The organism is Geobacillus thermoleovorans (assembly GCF_001610955.1).
GTDB classification, from domain to species: Bacteria; Bacillota; Bacilli; order Bacillales; family Anoxybacillaceae; genus Geobacillus; species Geobacillus thermoleovorans.
The window spans coordinates 2,161,932-2,178,597 of the sequence record NZ_CP014335.1; the positions used below are offsets into that span (position 1 = coordinate 2,161,932).

A 16,666-nucleotide genomic window follows, 5' to 3' on the forward strand; every position below is an offset into this window, starting at 1 on the left:
GTTCCCCCGGCTCCTTCCATGTTTTATCGGCGCCCGCCTATTGCGGATGAACGGTGTTTTGCCTTAACAAGGCGCCGTACTCTCATTCGTAATACGTCGCGATCGAAAAAATGTTTCATCGTCGGCAAAAAACGAAAGACCCAACGCCTTTTATGACGGCGTCAGGCCTTACAAGCAACTACAGTTCCCCGCTTAGACGGGAGTCTTTGTTCGTGAGTCGCAAAAAGACCAGATAAACGAGTCCAATCGCGATCCAAATCAATCCTAGCTTTTTGCTGAGCGGGTCCAGATTCATCCATACATAGCCGATGATAACAAAACCGATGAGCGGAAACAAGAGATGATTAATATAATCGTTACTCTTTTGTTTGCGCAAGAAATAGTTCATCACCGACACATGCAAAAAGAGGAAAGCCGTCAGGGCGCCAAAGTTGACAAGCGAAGCGAGTTTATCAATTTGTGAGGCGAACACCGTCGTGACAATGAGCGAAATCACAGCGACAAGCAATGTGCTGACGTATGGCGTTTGAAATTTCGGATGCACTTTAGCCAGCACACTGGGCAGTTTACGGTCGCGACCCATGCTGTACAAAATGCGGGAGATGGCTGCTTGGGCGACGAGCGCGTTCGCGATCCCCCACGAAAGCGCGGTGGCGACGATCGTTGTCCATTTCAGCCATGGTCCGCCTGCCAGCTCCGCAATCTGATAAAACGCCACGTCCGCGTTTTTAAACGTCGTATAATCAGGCCAAATGAGAGCGGCGACCCATGTTTGCACGATGAAAAGCGCACCGACAACGAGCAAAGCGAAAATGATCGCTTTGCCGATCGATGATTTCCCGTCCCTTGTTTCCTCAGCCAGCGTCGACACCGCATCAAAACCAAGGAAGCTCAAGACGGCCACCGACACCGCCCCCATCACCGTCTCCGCGCTGAAATGATTAGGATCGTACAGCGGTTTGAACGTAAACTGCGCTCCATTGACACCTTTTATAATCGCAATAATTCCTGTGATCACAAACACTGCAAGGACGATGAGCTCTAAAACAACAATCACTTTGTTCGCTTTGGCCGTCATCTCGATCCCGAGAATATTAATGACCGTATTCATGGCAATAAACAGAACGAGCCACACGGAAATCGGCACTTGCGGCACAATATCGGCTAAGGCAGCAGCGCTGACCAAATAGAGAAGAGCCGGAACGAAAATGTAATCAAGCAAAATGACCCAGCCTGCCATAAAACCGACATATTCATTCATTCCCCGCTGGGCGTAGGAATACACGGAACCAGCGATTGGAAACGCCTCGGCCATTCTGGCGTAGCTCAAGGCGGTGAAAATCATCCCCACCATTCCGATTAAGTATGCTAAGGCGACCATCCCTTTTGACCCTTGCGCTACATACCCGTAAATGCCGAAAGGAGCGATCGGCACCATGAACACCATTCCGTAAATCAACAAATCAACAAATGTGAGCGACCGTTTTAATTCCTGTTTATAACCAAGCGACTCGACCGATGTGTTCGTTTCAAGTTGCGCCATCGCCGTTCCCTCCTCAATCCTCAAACAGGCGGATGCCATACGCTTCAAGCACAAATCGCGGTACAAAGAAACGCGCCGTGACGAGCGGGTCAACGACTTGGCTGATTTGTGTCTGACCGGCAGCGCTAAGCACCATCGTCAAATGGTTCAGCGTCAACGGAGTGTGCGGCAACAGCAAATTAACCATTTCCTCAACCGACTGTTTGACCGCCTCATCCAACGTTTTGGCCGAGACGATCGTCGCAATGCCATCATCGTTTTGCAACAGTGGATGGTTAAGCGAATATCCTTTCATCACCCGGACGGTGACCGTCACTTCCCCCGAAATTTCGATACCAGACACGCCGATTTCGCCGTCCCCCATCGCCGCATGCAAATCGCCTAATGCGAACAACGCCCCTTTGACAAAAACCGGGAAGTAAACGGTTGCCCCTGTTGTAATGAGCTTTGTATCCATATTGCCGCCATGCGGCCCGGGCGTCCCGCACGACACATCCTCACCGCTCGGCGCTACCCCGATGACGCCAATCATTGGATTTAATGGAATAGAAAGATGCTCGTCAAATACGGCCCGGTTTTCTTCTACTGGAATCATTTTTGCCTCAAACTGCGGAATCCGGTCGCCAAGCACCCCGAGCCCTGGGCCGACAGCCATGACCCCCTGTCCTTTGAGGCGAATCTGTTCAATTTTTACCGCTAAAATGTCACCGGGTTCCGCCCCTTCAATATAGATCGGTCCGGTCGCCGGATTGATATGATTCCAATCGATCGAGTCAAACGGCGTTTCGCTTGAAGTAATTTGATTTTGGAAACAGTCGTACGTTTCGATGACAAACGTTTCCCCTGACTGGACTGTTCGAACCGGTTGGTGGTTTTTGCTAAATGAATAAATGGCCGTTGTGCATGGAACAAATGACATGTCCGCTTTCCTCCCTTTCGTTTTTGTCTCATTATAACAGGGAGCAAACAAACTGTTTTGCATTTTTTTGATTCATTTTTGTTACTTCTTTATTTTTTGAATTAATCGATAAATCTGAGTAAACAAGAAACCGCCAATCCCATTCCATGCTATGGCCTCCAGCACATTATGGCGCATTCCCCATCGCCAGGCGATAGCAAACAAACATACCCATCCGATCATGCCTATAACCCCCATCGGTTTCTCTCCTGTCCGTAAAGCAGCCAACCCAAAACACGAGGAGGCAAGCAAGGCGGTCGAAAACATGACCATCCGCATCGGAAGAAGAGGAGCAATAAAAAAGAGGGCTAGTACAAGCAAAAAAGAGATGACATATGTCCATGAGAGATGCCTGCTCCACCTGTGCCAAAAAATTTGCACAACGGAATGCAAGGAAAGGGATAAGCTGAGTGACAACGCCGCCAGCAAGGCAATAGTAAGCGGCCAAGCAATCAAGACAGAAGAATGAAGCAGCCACCGTTTCAGTATGGCGGCAGTCGAAGCGGCCGCCGCATACGGGACGCATAAGGCTGCAACGGCCAACGGAAGCGGAGCAAGGCAAAACGCGGCCATAGAAAACGTCAGCGCAACGCGTTCTTTTTTCAATATTGATGCAATATCCCATACATACTCGTCGGCCAACCATTGCCCGGCAGCCGCCGCCAGCACAGCCCAAAACAACACGAACAACGAAACCATGTTCACATCGAGGGAAGCTGGGACAGTGCGTACAATCATCTCATATTGCCGCGCCACACCGCCCGTTAGATAATAGGCAAACGGAACCATTCCCATCACTATATAAACAATGTATAGCAGAACCGTTCCGATTTTCCGCATCCCCAACCAACCGGCGAGCACGGTAAACACGTACACATAGACGAACCAAATGAATAAAAAAGTCGGAGAAAAACGAAAGAGTTGCTGCAACAAATAGGCACATAACACGACAACGGTAAGCAGCCGGCCGATCGAAAGAAGGCGAACAAAAAACCGAAAGAAAAACAAAGCCCGCGCCGTAAAACAGCAGTCCGGCCAGCGATCCCCTTCCTTTGTTAGGGAACGATAGCGCACGGCCGCTGCTGAACGCCAAAGCACAAAAACGGCGGCCCATACCGCCATAGCCGTCACCACCCCCGCCGCCACTCCGCCATGAATAAAAGCATAGCATCCAAACAACAGCAGCTCCCCGGATGCAAAACGCAGTAACAGAGCATTGACCCCCTTGCTTAATCCAAGCGCCTCCGCTCCGATAAAACTGCGGCGACCAATATGCGGCACAGCAGCAAGCAGCAGTACGCATGCCATGAATAAAAGCATATACCAGTCCATTATCCATTGGTCTCCTTATACTTCGTAGGCGGGATGCCGACATATTTTCGAAACAAATGACTGAAATGATGTTGACTAGAAAATCCTGTCTCCTCAGCAATGCGTGCCATGGACCAATCCGGCTTTTTGGTCAACAGCTCTTTCGCCTTTTCAATCCGATATCGATTGACGTAATCCTTAAAATGGATGCCGATCTCCTCAACAAACAGCCTGCTCAAATAGGCTGGATGTACATGCACGGCAGCGGCTACCTCGGTTAAGCTGATTTTTTGCGCATAATGACAGTGCACATATTCGAGCGCCGCGCGGATGAGCGGGGACGAGACGAGCGCTTCCGGATGCTTTTGTTCAAATTTCGACAGCGCTTGATCAAACTCGCTCTCGATGAGCGGCTTCACCAAGTAGTCGAGCACTTCAAGCTGAATCGCCCGTTTGGCATAAGCAAAATCTTGGTAGGCTGTGATAATGATCAAGGCTAGATCGGGCTGTTTTTGTTTGAGCTCATAGGCCAAATCCAACCCGGACTGTCCAGGAAGGTGGATATCGATCAGCGCCAGCCGGAAGCGATGGGATGCGGCCAACCGTTTCGCCTCTGCGGCATCCTCCGCCGGCCATACTTCCCAATGCGGATATTTCCGCTTCACCAAATACGTGAGTTGTTCCAATTCTAAATATTCATCATCGACAATCAACACCTTCATCGTTTATCCCTCATCCCCTGGAACATACGGCCAAACGACAAGCGCCTCTGTCCACCCGCGCTCATCTTTTTGCAACACGAGCTGAGTTGGCAAATCAAACAAAAGAGCAAACCGCTTGCGCAAATTATCCAAGCCGACACCTCCATTCGCGATGGATAACTCCTTCCCTTCATTGCCATTATCGCAGACGCGCAAATATACCCAGTTGCCTTGGCGTCGAAAATCGATCGCCAAACATTTTTCACCCGCTTTTTTCTCAAGGCCATGTTTGAATGCGTTTTCCACCAGCGTTTGCAACGTATAAGAAGGAATGAGCGCACGCTCTCCATCCGGATCCATTTGCACCGACACCGACAGCCGTGAACCGAAGCGAAGTTGCTGCACCGCTAGATAGTTGCTTGTATGCGCCCATTCTTGTTTGAACGGAATAAGCGGCTGTTTCGTCTCATAGCTATCACGCAAAAACAGCGCAAAATGCTCCATTCCCCGAATCATTTCTTCATTTTTTCCTAAGCGCGCCAAGGATAAGAAAGCGTTCAACGCATTGAAAAAGAAATGCGGTCGGATTTGTTGATGGAGCTGCATATACTTGCTTTCTTGAAGTTCTTTTTCCAATCGAAGGCGCGCATGTTCCAACTGCCAATAATCCACTTCTTTTTCTGCTACCCCCAACAGCGCCAACACTGTCAACGATACAAGCGGCAACAATACGCTGAAAATGAGAATGAGATGAAATAATGGCTCGGCAATCATCATATTCTCCCCGCCACTCGCAATGCTTTCCCATTTGTTTTTTCATTTTATCACAAATTTGTTCTTTCATTTGATCACAAAATAAATAGAGGCGGCGGTACAAGGCAAATGTTTCCCACATCCGCAAACTTATTTTTCCATCATCTTGGCTCCCATCCTATCCTCTCCCGGCAAAAAAACGCCCCAAAAGCGAATGCTTTTGGGACCGACTGATCATATTCCACTTTATCTCAACGGCGATCTTGCCATGCGAATATACGTATGGCGTCTGCCGCGAATGGCGATCGAATACGCCATAATATTCTCTGGAACAGCGATGCCATGATAGCCAGCGTCGCCGATATGATGTAGATCCGCCCCAGCCATTTTGCTTGCAAGCGCGATTTGACGAATCGTACTCTCGTCAGCTCCTTCTTGGCTTGTGCCGATCGTCAGCATCGCAAGCGCCCCATGTTCATGCGCCACCTGAACAAGCTTCTCTGTCTTGTCTAATGTCACCCCCGGCACCGTTCCAGGAGCCGGCATCAAAACGACATCCGCACCAGCGTGAATGAAACGCACCACCACTTCTTCCGATACGATCCCGCTTCCCGCTTCATCGGCAACGCCTGCCGCGTGCATTTTCCCAGCCATCACGAGAGCATCCTCGCCTAAAATGGACCGCGCCGTTTCGATGGCTTTCACAATCTCATCATTCGTCACGCCTGTTTTCGGGTTTCCGGTTAGGCAAACAAAATCAAATCCTAGCTGTTTTGCTTGTTGTAGCGACTCGGCCGTTGCCATTCTCCCTTTTGGCAGCGTCGCAAGCTCCTCAAGCTGTTTTGCATTTGGGTCAACCGGCTCCAAATTGACGCCAACCGGGCGCCCTGTCAACTGCTTTAACCGTTCCACCATTTGATTCGGTTCGTTCGTGTCCAACCCGTTCACAACCGGCCGGAACACATCGAACCAATTCAACAACAGCAAATCCGCCCCAAACGCCGTGGCCAGTTCAGCGTTGGTGACCGCCGGATACAGCGGCGCGAATTCCCCGACGACTTCCGCGACGATCACCCTGCCTTCTGACGCTTGAATCGATTGTTTTAACTGTTTTCCTGTCATCCGACGAAAATCGGAGGCGTTGCAATCCAACAGCCGCTTCACCGGAGCTCCCCCTTTCTGGCGTCCCTTAAAAGAACGGCTTCGTTGTTCCTTATTTTCTCATAGCGTTGGCCAGAAATTCGACATCCGTGCCAACGACCACTTGCAAATCCGTTTGGTTGAGGCGAAGCACGCCTTTCGCTCCCAAACGTTTCAATTCTGCTTCGTTGACTTTTGACATGTCTTTCACTTTTAGGCGCAAGCGTGTGACACAATTGTCAATTTGCGCGAGATTATCTTTTCCTCCTAACGCCTCGATATATTTTGCAGCAAGGTCCTCGTATTTGACGCCCAACTGCGCCGCACCGCTGTCGGCAAACTCTCCCTCTACCTCATCTTCACGCCCCGGCGTTTTCAAATCGAGCTTCGTAATGAGGAAATAGAAGACGACGAAATAGACGACAGCATATACAAGACCTTGAACAATCAACAAATACGGTTTTTTCGCAATGCCGTAGTTTAAGAAAAAGTCAATCGCCCCGGCCGAGAACGTAAACCCGTGGTGGATGTCAAGCATTGTCGCCACTGCGAGCGACAAGCCGGTCAACACGGCATGGACAACGTAGAGCAATGGCGATAAAAACATGAATAGAAACTCAATTGGCTCCGTAATCCCGGTTAAAAACGACGTCAACGCCACGCCAAGGAGCGCGCCGGCGACCGCTTTGCGACGCTCTTTTTTCGCCGCCGCGATCATCGCCAGCGCTGCCGCGGGCAGGCCAAACATCATGATCGGGAAGAAGCCGGCCATAAAAATGCCCGCATCCGGGTCGCCGGCGAAAAAGCGGCTTAAATCGCCCGTTTTTCCGTTATACTCGCCAAACACAAACCAGACGAAGCTGTTTAACACATGGTGCAATCCGACTGGAATGAGCAACCGGTTGAGGAACCCGAAAATGCCGACGCCAACCGCCCCGGCACCAACGATCCAATGGCCGACCGCGTTGATGCCATCTTGAATCGGCGGCCATACATAGCCAAAAATCAAGGCAAGCACGAGCATGACAAGCGATGTCACGATCGGCACAAACCGCCGTCCGCCGAAGAAGCCTAGCCAGTCGGGCAACTTGATATCATGGTAACGGTTGTATAAAAGCCCGGCGATCACTCCGGAGATGATGCCGCCTAATACGGACATATTGATGTCTTTATCAATCGCGGCGGCCCCTTTTGTCAAGACAAAGTAGCCGATCGCCCCAGCAAGCGCCGCCGCGCCGTTGCCGTCTTTCGAAAAACCGATGGCCACGCCGATGGCGAAAATGAGCGCTAAATTGGAAAACACTGCATCGCCTGCGGCTGCGATAAACGGAATATTCAATAAATCAGGCTGACCGAGCCGAAGCAACAATCCTGCCGCCGGCAAAACGGCAATCGGCAGCATTAATGCTTTTCCAAGCCGCTGTAAAAAGCCTAACATCATGATCCTCCCCTTTTCATCTCAATCATAAATTTGTACCGGTCGCCGCGGTACACCGATTTGACGACTTCAAGCGGCCGACCGTCGACAAGGTGCGTGCGGCGCTCAAGCAATAGCACCGGAGCCCCTTCTTTCATCTTCAGATGCTCCGCCTCCACCTTGCGGGCGACAGATGCTTCCAATGTTTGAACAGCGGAGCCGATGATCATCCCTTTTTCTTTTTCGATAAATTCATAGACGGAACCGCTTACAACATCACGCGTCAGTCCGGGGACGAGATTGACCGGAATGTACAGCGTCTCCAACGCCATCGGCAAGCCGTCGGCCAACCGAAGGCGGCGGACTTCGTAAAGGTCATCGCCTTCCGTGACGCCAAGCCCTTCAGCGAGTTTCTCGGAAGCTGGAACCATCTCAAAGCTGAGGACGATCGTGCCGGGCTCCATGCCGCGCGCCCGCATATCTTCGGAAAAGCTCGTCAGCCCTTTCAGCGGCTGCTCGATTTTTTGGGCGGCGACAAATGTTCCTTTCCCGCGCCGGCGGATGAGATAGCCATCGTTCACTAAATTGTTGACCGCCTGCCGAACGGTCATCCGGCTGATGTCATACATTTCCGCCAACTCGCGCTCAGACGGGATCATTTCGCCCGGCTGCCACTCCCCTTTTTCGATCTTTTCTTTCATATATTGCTCGAGCTGATAGTAAATCGGAATCGGCGACTGTTTATCGATCACGGCGCATCCACCCGCCGCTTTTCCTTTGGGATGAGCGAGAGCGCCTCGCAGTCGGCGATGATCGTCACGTCCGGATGAAGGTGAAGCGCTGAAGCCGGCAAGTCCGGTGTGACAACGCCTTCGAGAAGCCGGGCCATGGCGTCCGCTTTTTCCTCCCCTGACGCCAACAGCACGATGCGGCGGCTGCGCAAAATGGTCGCAATTCCCATCGTAATGGCATAGCGCGGCACGTTATCAAGCGATGGAAAAAAGCGGGCGTTCGCTTCCCGTGTCAGCTCGGTCAGCTCGACGACGTGGGTGGCTGTCGAAAATGGCGTTCCTGGCTCGTTAAAGCCGATATGGCCGTTGCGGCCGATGCCCAAGAGCTGCAAATCGATGCCGCCCAATTCATCGATGAGCCGCTCGTAACGGCGGCATTCTTCGTCAAGATCAGCGGCCAAGCCATCCGGCACATGCGTCTGATGAAGCGGGATGTCCAATTGGGCAAACAAATGCTGATTCATATAATAGCGATAGCTGTTCGGATGATCCGGGCCAAGGCCTACGTATTCATCCAAATTGACCGTGCGCACGAGCCGATACGATGTCCCATGCTGCCGATGATCGGCGGCCAATTCGCGGTACACACCGAGCACGGTCGAGCCGGTCGCCAAGCCGAGAACGGCGTTCGGCTTTTCCTTGACTTGTTTGATGATGATGTCCGCCGCCTGACGGCTCATCTCTGCGTAGTCAGCAACTTTCAAAAGCTTCATGGCCATCGCTCTCCACTCCTTTCATCCGGCTTGCGATAGGCAAGGGCGCCGCGGCAAAACGTCATCATGACTTCATATCGTTCATTCAAAACGACGACATCGGCGTCTTTGCCGGGCCGCAAGCTGCCTTTCCGATCAAGCAAGCCAAGCTGTTTCGCCGGATTCCAGCTCGCCATGCGGATCACCTCTTCAAGCGTGCAGCCAGTATAATCGAGCACACGGCGGATGGCCTCGCCAAGCTTGAGCACGCTTCCCGCCAGCGTGCCGTCGGCAAGCCGCGCCTCTTGGCCCCGAACAGTCACCTCTTGGCCGCCAAGTTCATACCGCCCATCACCTAGACATTTCGCCCGCATGGCATCGGTGATTAATATGAGCCCATCGCTTCCTTTATTCCGGTAAGCGAAGCGGACCATCGGCGGCGCAACGTGCAACCCGTCGGCGATCAGCTCGCACATCACTTCTTCAAACATAAGCACAGCACCGGCGACACCCGGTTCACGGTGATGGATGCCGCGCATCCCATTGAACAGGTGGGTCGCATGCGTCACCCCTGCATGGACCGCCGCTTTTACTTCGTCGTAAACGGCATCGGAATGGCCGATCGAAGCGATCACACCCGTCTGTTTCAAGTAGGCGGCAAGTTCCAGCCCCCCGTTCCGCTCTGGGGCAAGCGTGACAAGGCGGATATGGCCGCCCGCCGCCTTTTGCCAGTGCTGGAACAGTGAGATGTCCGGATCGGCGAGATGGCGCGGGTGCTGCGCTCCGGCGCGCTTCGGCGACAAAAACGGTCCTTCCAGATGAACACCGAGCACTTCGGCCGCTCCCGGCCTGTTCGCCTCCGCCATATAGCGAGCGACGTTGCGAAGCGCGGCTTCGATTTGTTCGCTTGGCGCTGTCATCGTCGTCGCCAAAAAGCTCGTCGTCCCTTCCGCCGGCAAAGCGTTGGCCATCTTGTAAAGCGCCTCCGGGGTCGCATCCATGACATCCGCCCCAGCCGCCCCATGAATATGGACGTCGATGAATCCCGGCACGATGAAAAACCGTGAGGAAAGCTCGATCACTTCCGCCCCTGCATCAGTTGGGCATGACGACATCGGCCCGATCGCGGCCACTTTTTCCCCTTCGATCAGCACATACCCTTGTTCAATGTTTCCTGTTTCTGCATACACCTCGGCATTTTTCAATATCCACCGCTTCATCGCGATTCCCCACTTTCTGTCTCTCATTATAACATTATATATTCTAGTTGTCTATACCACTAAAACAAATCCGTCAACCAGCTCGCTTCAGTATGAAAGAAGCAGGGAAGCCGTGGCTTCCCCACTCTTCCAAACGGCGCTACGCTCCTTTCGGTCCGCGGGCCGGCAAATAAAACGAAAACGTCGTTCCTTCGTTCAGTTTGCTGTGAACGGTAATGAGCCCTTTATGCGCTTCGACGATGTTTTTGGCGATGGCAAGGCCTAACCCGGTGCCGGAACGGCCGCGCGTGCGCGCTTTATCGGCTTTGTAAAACCGTTCAAACACAAACGGCAAATCCTCTTCGGGAATGCCGGAACCAGAGTCTTGGACATGGATCGTCACGCCGTCGCCGCTTGGTTCGATGATGAGGCGAACTGTGCCGCCCGATTCCGTATGGCGGATGGCGTTGTCAATTAAGTTCGTCAGCACCTGTTCGATCCGATCCGGATCGAGAGCGATTTCGATGTCCCGATCGCGAAACTCGGCTGTCAGCTCAATCTGCTTTTCTTTCGCCAGCCCGTAAAACTTGCGGATCACCCGCTCGATGTAAGGAACAAGCTTGACTTGTTCGTACTCTAGCTCGATATGGCCAGCTTCCATGCGCGCCAAGTCAAGCAGATCGTTAACAAGGCGGCCCATGCGCAGCGACTCGTCATAAATGACTTTCGCCATCTCTTTCTTCTCTTTTTCGCTCGCCGCGATATCGTCGATGATCGCCTCGCTGTAGCCTTGGAGCATGGCAATCGGCGTGCGCAATTCGTGCGAAACGTTGGCGATAAAGTCTTTGCGCAGCTTGTCAAGCCGCCGCTCTTCGGTCATGTCGCGCAAAACAGCCACCGCGCCGCGCACCATCGTTTTGCCGTACAGCGGCGTCATTAAAATAACCCACGTCCGCCCCTGCAGCGTCACTTCGGTCGATTGCTCCTTCTCCTCGCGAACGACGCGGGCAAACAGCTCTTTCACTTGCGGCGGCAACGGCGCCATCGCTTCCGCGTCGTTCCCTTGCTCAAAATACCACGCCTGCAAAAACCGCTCAGCCGGCGGGTTCGTAATCAAAATTTCCCCGTCGCGGTTAAACGTCAAGACGCCGTCGGCCATGCTGCTTAAAATGCTGGCGAGCTGTTCTTTTTCCTGGTTTAAGGCGTTGATGTTAAACTGCAGACGCCGTCCCATTTGGTTGAACGCCATCGCCAGCCCACCGATCTCATCGTTCGTTAAAATCGGCACTTTCATATCGAAATGGCCCCGCGCCATTTCGAACGCGGCTTGCCGCATTTTCCGGAGCGGAGCGGTGATGCGCGTCGACAAGAAAAAGGCAAAAAACGTCGTCATGACAATGGCGATAAACGCGGCGAGAAAAATTAACTCTTTCGTCCGCTCCGTCGCGTCGGCGATCGCCTCGAGCGACTGATAGATAAACACAGCTCCTCGGCTGCCATCCGGCATCGACATCGGCACGCCGACAATGATCATATCACGGGGCAGCTTTTCTTTTGGATGCCGCTCCGGCATATACAAACGCTTTTTCACCGTTTTCCCATCTGTCAGCACACGCCGCAAGTCCCGATCTTGGCGAATCGACGACAGCGGCATATTGTCCAACCCAGCATCGCCAGGCGAATACCAATAGTGCGACTCATCGGCGACGATGACGGCTTTCGTTCGATTGTCCACAAGCGTCCAAGCGATCGAGCGGGCAAGCTGCTCGTCGCGGTAATCGTGCATCACCTCGGCCACTTTTGTCGCCAGGCGGGTCAAGTCGTTTTCCGCTTCCTGCACATAATAATCTTCCAAAAATTTAATAAGCAAAATGCTTAAAATAAACAGCACGCACGAAACGAGCAACAAAATCGTAAACCATAGCTTGCCGACGACGCTGCGAAACAGCCACATTAGTCGCTCACTGCCTCAAACTTGTAGCCGACGCCCCAGACGGTGACGATCATTTTTCCCGCCTGCGGCGACGCTTTATTCAACTTTTCGCGCAACCGTTTAATGTGGGTGTCGACCGTGCGCAAGTCGCCGAAAAACTCGTAATGCCATACTTCTTTGAGCAGCTGTTCGCGGTCGAACACTTTGTCGGGCGAGCGGGCCAGAAAGAGAAGCAGCTCATATTCTTTCGGCGTTAAGCTGACTTCCTTGCCGTCGACCGTCACCCGGTGGGCATCGTTGTCAATCGTCAAATGCGGAAACACAAGCACGTCTTTCGCCGTCGTCTCCACCGGCGCGTAGGCGGCGTTCGCCGCGCGGCGCAACAGCGCTTTTACGCGCAGCACGACTTCGCGCGGACTGAACGGCTTGACAATGTAATCATCCGTGCCGACTTCAAACCCTTGCACGCGGTTGGATTCTTCGCCTTTTGCCGTCAACATCATAATCGGCGTCGTTTTTTGCGCGCGGATTTCTTTGCACACCTCAATTCCATCTTTGCCCGGCAGCATCAGATCGAGCAAAATGACATCATAATCATTCGTCAACGCCTTCTCCAACGCTTCATTGCCGTCACCGGCCTCATCGATCACATAGTTTTCCCGCTCCAAATACATTTTCAAGAGCCGCCGGATGCGCTCTTCATCGTCAACCACTAAAATACGGACGGTTTTTTCTTGTTTTTCCAATGCTTTGCACCCTCCCATCATCAATGGAAACACTCCCTATTTTCTAGTTTACCGAAAAACCGGATGCTCGCCAACAGAGCATCCGGTTGTTTTCCATTATGTTCCGGCGTACGAGTGCAATCCCGCAATGACGAGGTTGACCGCCACTAAGTTAAACATAATAATGGCAAAGCCGATGACGGCGAGCCATGCCGACTTTTCACCATGCCAGCCTTTTGACAAACGAAGGTGCAAAAAGGCAGCGTAAAACAGCCAAGTGATAAGCGCCCATACTTCTTTCGGGTCCCAGCCCCAAAAACGCGTCCAGGCGATTTGCGCCCAAATCATCGCGAAAATGAGCGCCCCGAGCGTAAACACCGGAAAGCCGATCGCCACCGCCCGATAGCTGATCTCATCGGTCAAATCCAAGTTAACGTTCTTCACGAGCGGCTTGAGCGCGGCGGCAACGCGCTTGCGCAAGAGAAGCCGAAGCATGATGTACAGCGCCGTTCCGGCTATGAGCGACCAGATGACCGTATTGAGCTTTCTTGCATTGATGATCGCCGGCATCTCAACAAGCGGCTCCATGCGGCCGGCGCTTTCTTTCATAAGCTCCCCTTTGTGCGGCCCAACGAGCGCCGGCATATCGTAGATGACCTCAACCGTCTGCTTGTTTTTGTCCACCCACGTGAACTTCGCTTCATACCCAGAAAGACCGAACGCTGTCGAAACGATGACAAAGCCGAGCGTGGTAATTAAGCAAAACATGACCACTTCGAGCCAAAACGTCCGTTTCGACGGCTTCGATTGATCGACGACGCGAATCAAATAGATGAGCCCAGCGACAAAGCTGATGGCCAAAATCGCTTCACCAGCCGCCGCCGTCGTCACATGGATGTGCAGCCAATCGCTTTGCAAGGCGGGAATGAGCGGCGAAATTTCCCGCGGAAACATGCTTGCGTAAGCAATCACAAGCAACGCGACCGGCAGCGCAAACAAGCCGAGCACACTCAGCCGGTAAATGAAATAAATAATAATGAAAGCAGCAACCAGCATCATGCCGAAAAAGGTCGTAAACTCGAACAAGTTGCTCACGGGCGCGTGCCCGGCGGCGATCCAGCGCGTCACAAAATAGCCGACTTGGGCGAGAAAGCCGATGATCGTCACGGAGATGCCAAGCTGCGACCAACGATCCTTCTCTTGCCGTTCTTTTCGCTTGTCGCGAATGGCTCCGCCAAAAAAGAACGTGCCGATTAAATATAGAACGAACGCGATATATAGCAACGTGCTGCTAAGCTGTACCATGTCCATGGACTTGTCCCCCTTGTCCGGCTTTTTTGTCGTTTTCGAGCTGATCAGCCGGCATCATGACGCCGGTGCCGTCAAGCAAACGGCGCAGCTCGTTTTTCAAGCCGAACCAGTTTTTATTCGTGTGCGCGGCAATCCATAGCTCACCGTTTACCCGCTGCACCCAAATGCGGCGGTGGTTCCAATACATCCCTTGGATGAGCCCGATCATGAAAATCGCGCCGCCTACCCCTAAAATCCAAAGCGTAAAGTCGCGGCGGACGGTCAAACCGGAGACATTGCGGGTTTGAAGCCCCGCGAACGCCATTTTGTATTTGTTGTTGCCAAACGGTTCGATCGTCTGCTGGATGGCGACAAAGCTTACTTCCCCTTTCGGACGGTCCGGCGCGTACATTTTGAACACGAACGCCGGATTGTTCGGCACGCGCGACTTCGTTGACGGATTGCCGTCTTCATCAAACTCAAAATCAGGAAAATAGCTTAATAGCTCAACGCGATACCCATGTCCGAGATTGTACGACTCTTTCGGATCATACAAGTCGACCGTCACCGTGCCGAACGTTTCCCCCGACTGCTTGTCCGCCAACTGAAATGACATCGCTTTCGGCTCATTCAAGCGGAAATCGACTTGGTAGAGCGCATAATGGTCGAACTCCAGCGGCTCGTTGACGCGAATCGGATACTCCTTCACTTTTTCAAGCTTCGGCTTGGCGCCGGGGATCACAGGACCGACACGCTTATACAACACGACGTTTGTTTGATAGTTTTTGGCGATCATCCCGTTGCCGACGCGGTCGATGGCAGCGTTGAACACTTCGTTGTCTTTGCCTTTCTCATATGTTTCAAAAATAAATTTTTCACTCTTTAAAAAGTAGCGGCCGTTCGTCCCAGGAATTTCTTTCGTCTCCCCTTCCGGAATCCACATCACCCGATCGATGTACATGCCGGGAACGGAACGAAGCATCGCCCCGATCAAGAAAATGATGAGGCCGATATGATTGACGTACGGCCCCCAGCGGGAAAACCGCCCTTTTTCAGCGAGCAAATGCCCGTCTTCCTCGCGGACATGGTAGCGCCGCGCAGCCAGCCGTTCTTTCAACACAGCCATCGTCTTGTCGAGATCGCTCACATGCGAGACGCCAAACAACCGCTGCCGCTCTAAAAAGCGCGGATGGCGCTTCACCCCTTGCCGCTTCAAGGCGCGGTAAAGCGGAACGACCCGGTCCAAGCTGCAAATGACAAGCGAAACGCCGATTAAGGCGATGAGCAAAATGTACCACCATGAGCCGTACAAGTTGTTAAAGCCGAGCTCATAATACAGCTTCCCTGCCCAGCCGTACTGCTGCTTATAATACTCCGCCGGATCGACGTTCGGCGGAATATACATTTGCTGAGGGAAAATCGTGCCGATCGCCGAAGCGATGAGCGTGATGACGATGAGCGCCACCCCGACTTTGACCGACGAGAAAAACGCCCAAATTTGGTCGATCATCGTTTTTTTGTACGTTTGCGATCGGCGCGCGCTTCCTTCGTAGCGCATGTCCAAAATCAGTTTTTCTCCCAAATCGGCAAGCGGCTTGCCGCACGACTCACAAAACGCCGTGCCGTGCGGATTGACATGGCCGCATTCGCATTTGACGTGTTCCATGGCGCAAAACTCCTTACGGTTTGATGCTTTCTAGATGCCGTTCGATGTCTTCTTTCGTCATCGTTCCGGTAATGATTTGTTTTACTTCGCCGTTTTTGTCAATCAAAAACGTTGTCGGCAGCGGCCCGACGTTATAGGCGTTCAATACTTGATCTTGACGGTCGATCACAATCGGAAATGTCAGGCCGAACCGTTCCGCGAACTTTTCAACGCTCAACTTCGGTTCACCGACATTGACAGCCAAAATTTCAACCCCTTGTTTTTTGTAAATCGGGTACAGCTCGTTCATATACGGCATCTCCCGCTCGCACGGCTTGCACCACGTTCCCCAAAAGTTCAAAAAAACGCCTTTGCCGCGATAGTCTGAAAGACGATGTTCATGCCCTTTCAAATCGGTCAGCACAAAATCAGGCGCCGTCGAACCAACAGCGACAGCCGTTTTCTCCGTGAAAAAATTCGTGTAAATCGTATAGCCGATCGCCGCGAGCAACACGAGCAAAATCGCTGTCCTCATCACTAAGCGCTGTTGTTTTTTCATCGTTCAAAC

At 52.5% G+C, this 16,666-nt stretch carries 15 protein-coding genes; all 15 read right to left on the bottom strand.

Going from position 1 to position 16,666, the window contains the following annotated elements; genetic code table 11:
- Positions 1-178: 178 nt before the first annotated feature.
- The 15 genes from GT3570_RS10805 to resA all read right to left on the bottom strand — a co-directional run bounded on the left by GT3570_RS10805 (position 179) and on the right by resA (position 16,657).
- A complete protein-coding gene (locus GT3570_RS10805) occupies positions 179-1,543 on the bottom strand; it encodes an APC family permease (RefSeq protein WP_011231751.1) in 1,365 nt (454 codons plus the stop codon).
- 13 nt (positions 1,544-1,556) lie between these two features.
- A complete protein-coding gene (locus GT3570_RS10810; RefSeq protein WP_011231752.1) occupies positions 1,557-2,462 on the bottom strand; it encodes an acetamidase/formamidase family protein in 906 nt (301 codons plus the stop codon).
- 81 nt (positions 2,463-2,543) lie between these two features.
- Complete coding sequence (locus tag GT3570_RS10815) at positions 2,544-3,833, bottom strand: hypothetical protein (protein WP_011231753.1); 1,290 nt, start codon at positions 3,831-3,833, stop codon at positions 2,544-2,546.
- Entirely contained in the window at positions 3,833-4,534 is a 702-nt protein-coding gene (locus GT3570_RS10820; RefSeq protein ID WP_011231754.1) for a response regulator transcription factor, read from the bottom strand. Before GT3570_RS10820 ends, GT3570_RS10815 begins: the two co-directional genes overlap by 1 nt.
- A 3-nt stretch (positions 4,535-4,537) precedes the next feature.
- Positions 4,538-5,287 (bottom strand): sensor histidine kinase, encoded by a 750-nt coding sequence (locus GT3570_RS10825; RefSeq protein ID WP_012820711.1) that lies wholly within the window; start codon positions 5,285-5,287, stop codon positions 4,538-4,540.
- 225 nt (positions 5,288-5,512) lie between these two features.
- Complete coding sequence (locus GT3570_RS10830; protein ID WP_014196233.1) at positions 5,513-6,430, bottom strand: DUF7916 family protein; 918 nt, start codon at positions 6,428-6,430, stop codon at positions 5,513-5,515.
- A gap of 49 nt (positions 6,431-6,479) precedes the next feature.
- On the bottom strand, positions 6,480-7,844 hold the full coding sequence (nagE, locus tag GT3570_RS10835; RefSeq protein ID WP_021322078.1) for an N-acetylglucosamine-specific PTS transporter subunit IIBC: 1,365 nt from the start codon (positions 7,842-7,844) through the stop codon (positions 6,480-6,482).
- Positions 7,844-8,575, bottom strand: coding sequence for a GntR family transcriptional regulator (locus tag GT3570_RS10840; protein WP_011231757.1), 732 nt, complete (start codon positions 8,573-8,575; stop codon positions 7,844-7,846). Before GT3570_RS10840 ends, nagE begins: the two co-directional genes overlap by 1 nt.
- A complete protein-coding gene (gene nagB, locus GT3570_RS10845; RefSeq protein WP_082816479.1) occupies positions 8,572-9,333 on the bottom strand; it encodes a glucosamine-6-phosphate deaminase in 762 nt (253 codons plus the stop codon). Before nagB ends, GT3570_RS10840 begins: the two co-directional genes overlap by 4 nt.
- The gene (nagA, locus tag GT3570_RS10850; RefSeq protein ID WP_023633871.1) at positions 9,324-10,526 is read right to left on the bottom strand and encodes an N-acetylglucosamine-6-phosphate deacetylase; all 1,203 of its coding nucleotides are present in this window, start codon (positions 10,524-10,526) and stop codon (positions 9,324-9,326) included. The genes nagB and nagA overlap by 10 nt, the downstream gene beginning before the upstream one ends.
- A 139-nt stretch (positions 10,527-10,665) precedes the next feature.
- Positions 10,666-12,459: an ATP-binding protein gene (locus tag GT3570_RS10855; protein ID WP_062898753.1), complete on the bottom strand. Its 1,794-nt coding sequence runs from the start codon at positions 12,457-12,459 to the stop codon at positions 10,666-10,668.
- On the bottom strand, positions 12,459-13,205 hold the full coding sequence (locus GT3570_RS10860) for a response regulator transcription factor (RefSeq protein ID WP_014196239.1): 747 nt from the start codon (positions 13,203-13,205) through the stop codon (positions 12,459-12,461). Before GT3570_RS10860 ends, GT3570_RS10855 begins: the two co-directional genes overlap by 1 nt.
- A 75-nt stretch (positions 13,206-13,280) precedes the next feature.
- Positions 13,281-14,468, bottom strand: coding sequence for a c-type cytochrome biogenesis protein CcsB (gene ccsB / locus GT3570_RS10865; RefSeq protein WP_011231762.1), 1,188 nt, complete (start codon positions 14,466-14,468; stop codon positions 13,281-13,283).
- Positions 14,455-16,119: a cytochrome c biogenesis ResB family protein gene (locus GT3570_RS10870; protein ID WP_014196240.1), complete on the bottom strand. Its 1,665-nt coding sequence runs from the start codon at positions 16,117-16,119 to the stop codon at positions 14,455-14,457. The genes ccsB and GT3570_RS10870 overlap by 14 nt, the downstream gene beginning before the upstream one ends.
- Before the next feature lie 13 nt (positions 16,120-16,132).
- Positions 16,133-16,657, bottom strand: a complete 525-nt coding sequence (gene resA, locus GT3570_RS10875) for a thiol-disulfide oxidoreductase ResA (RefSeq protein WP_011231764.1) — start codon at positions 16,655-16,657, stop codon at positions 16,133-16,135.
- Positions 16,658-16,666 lie beyond the last annotated feature (9 nt).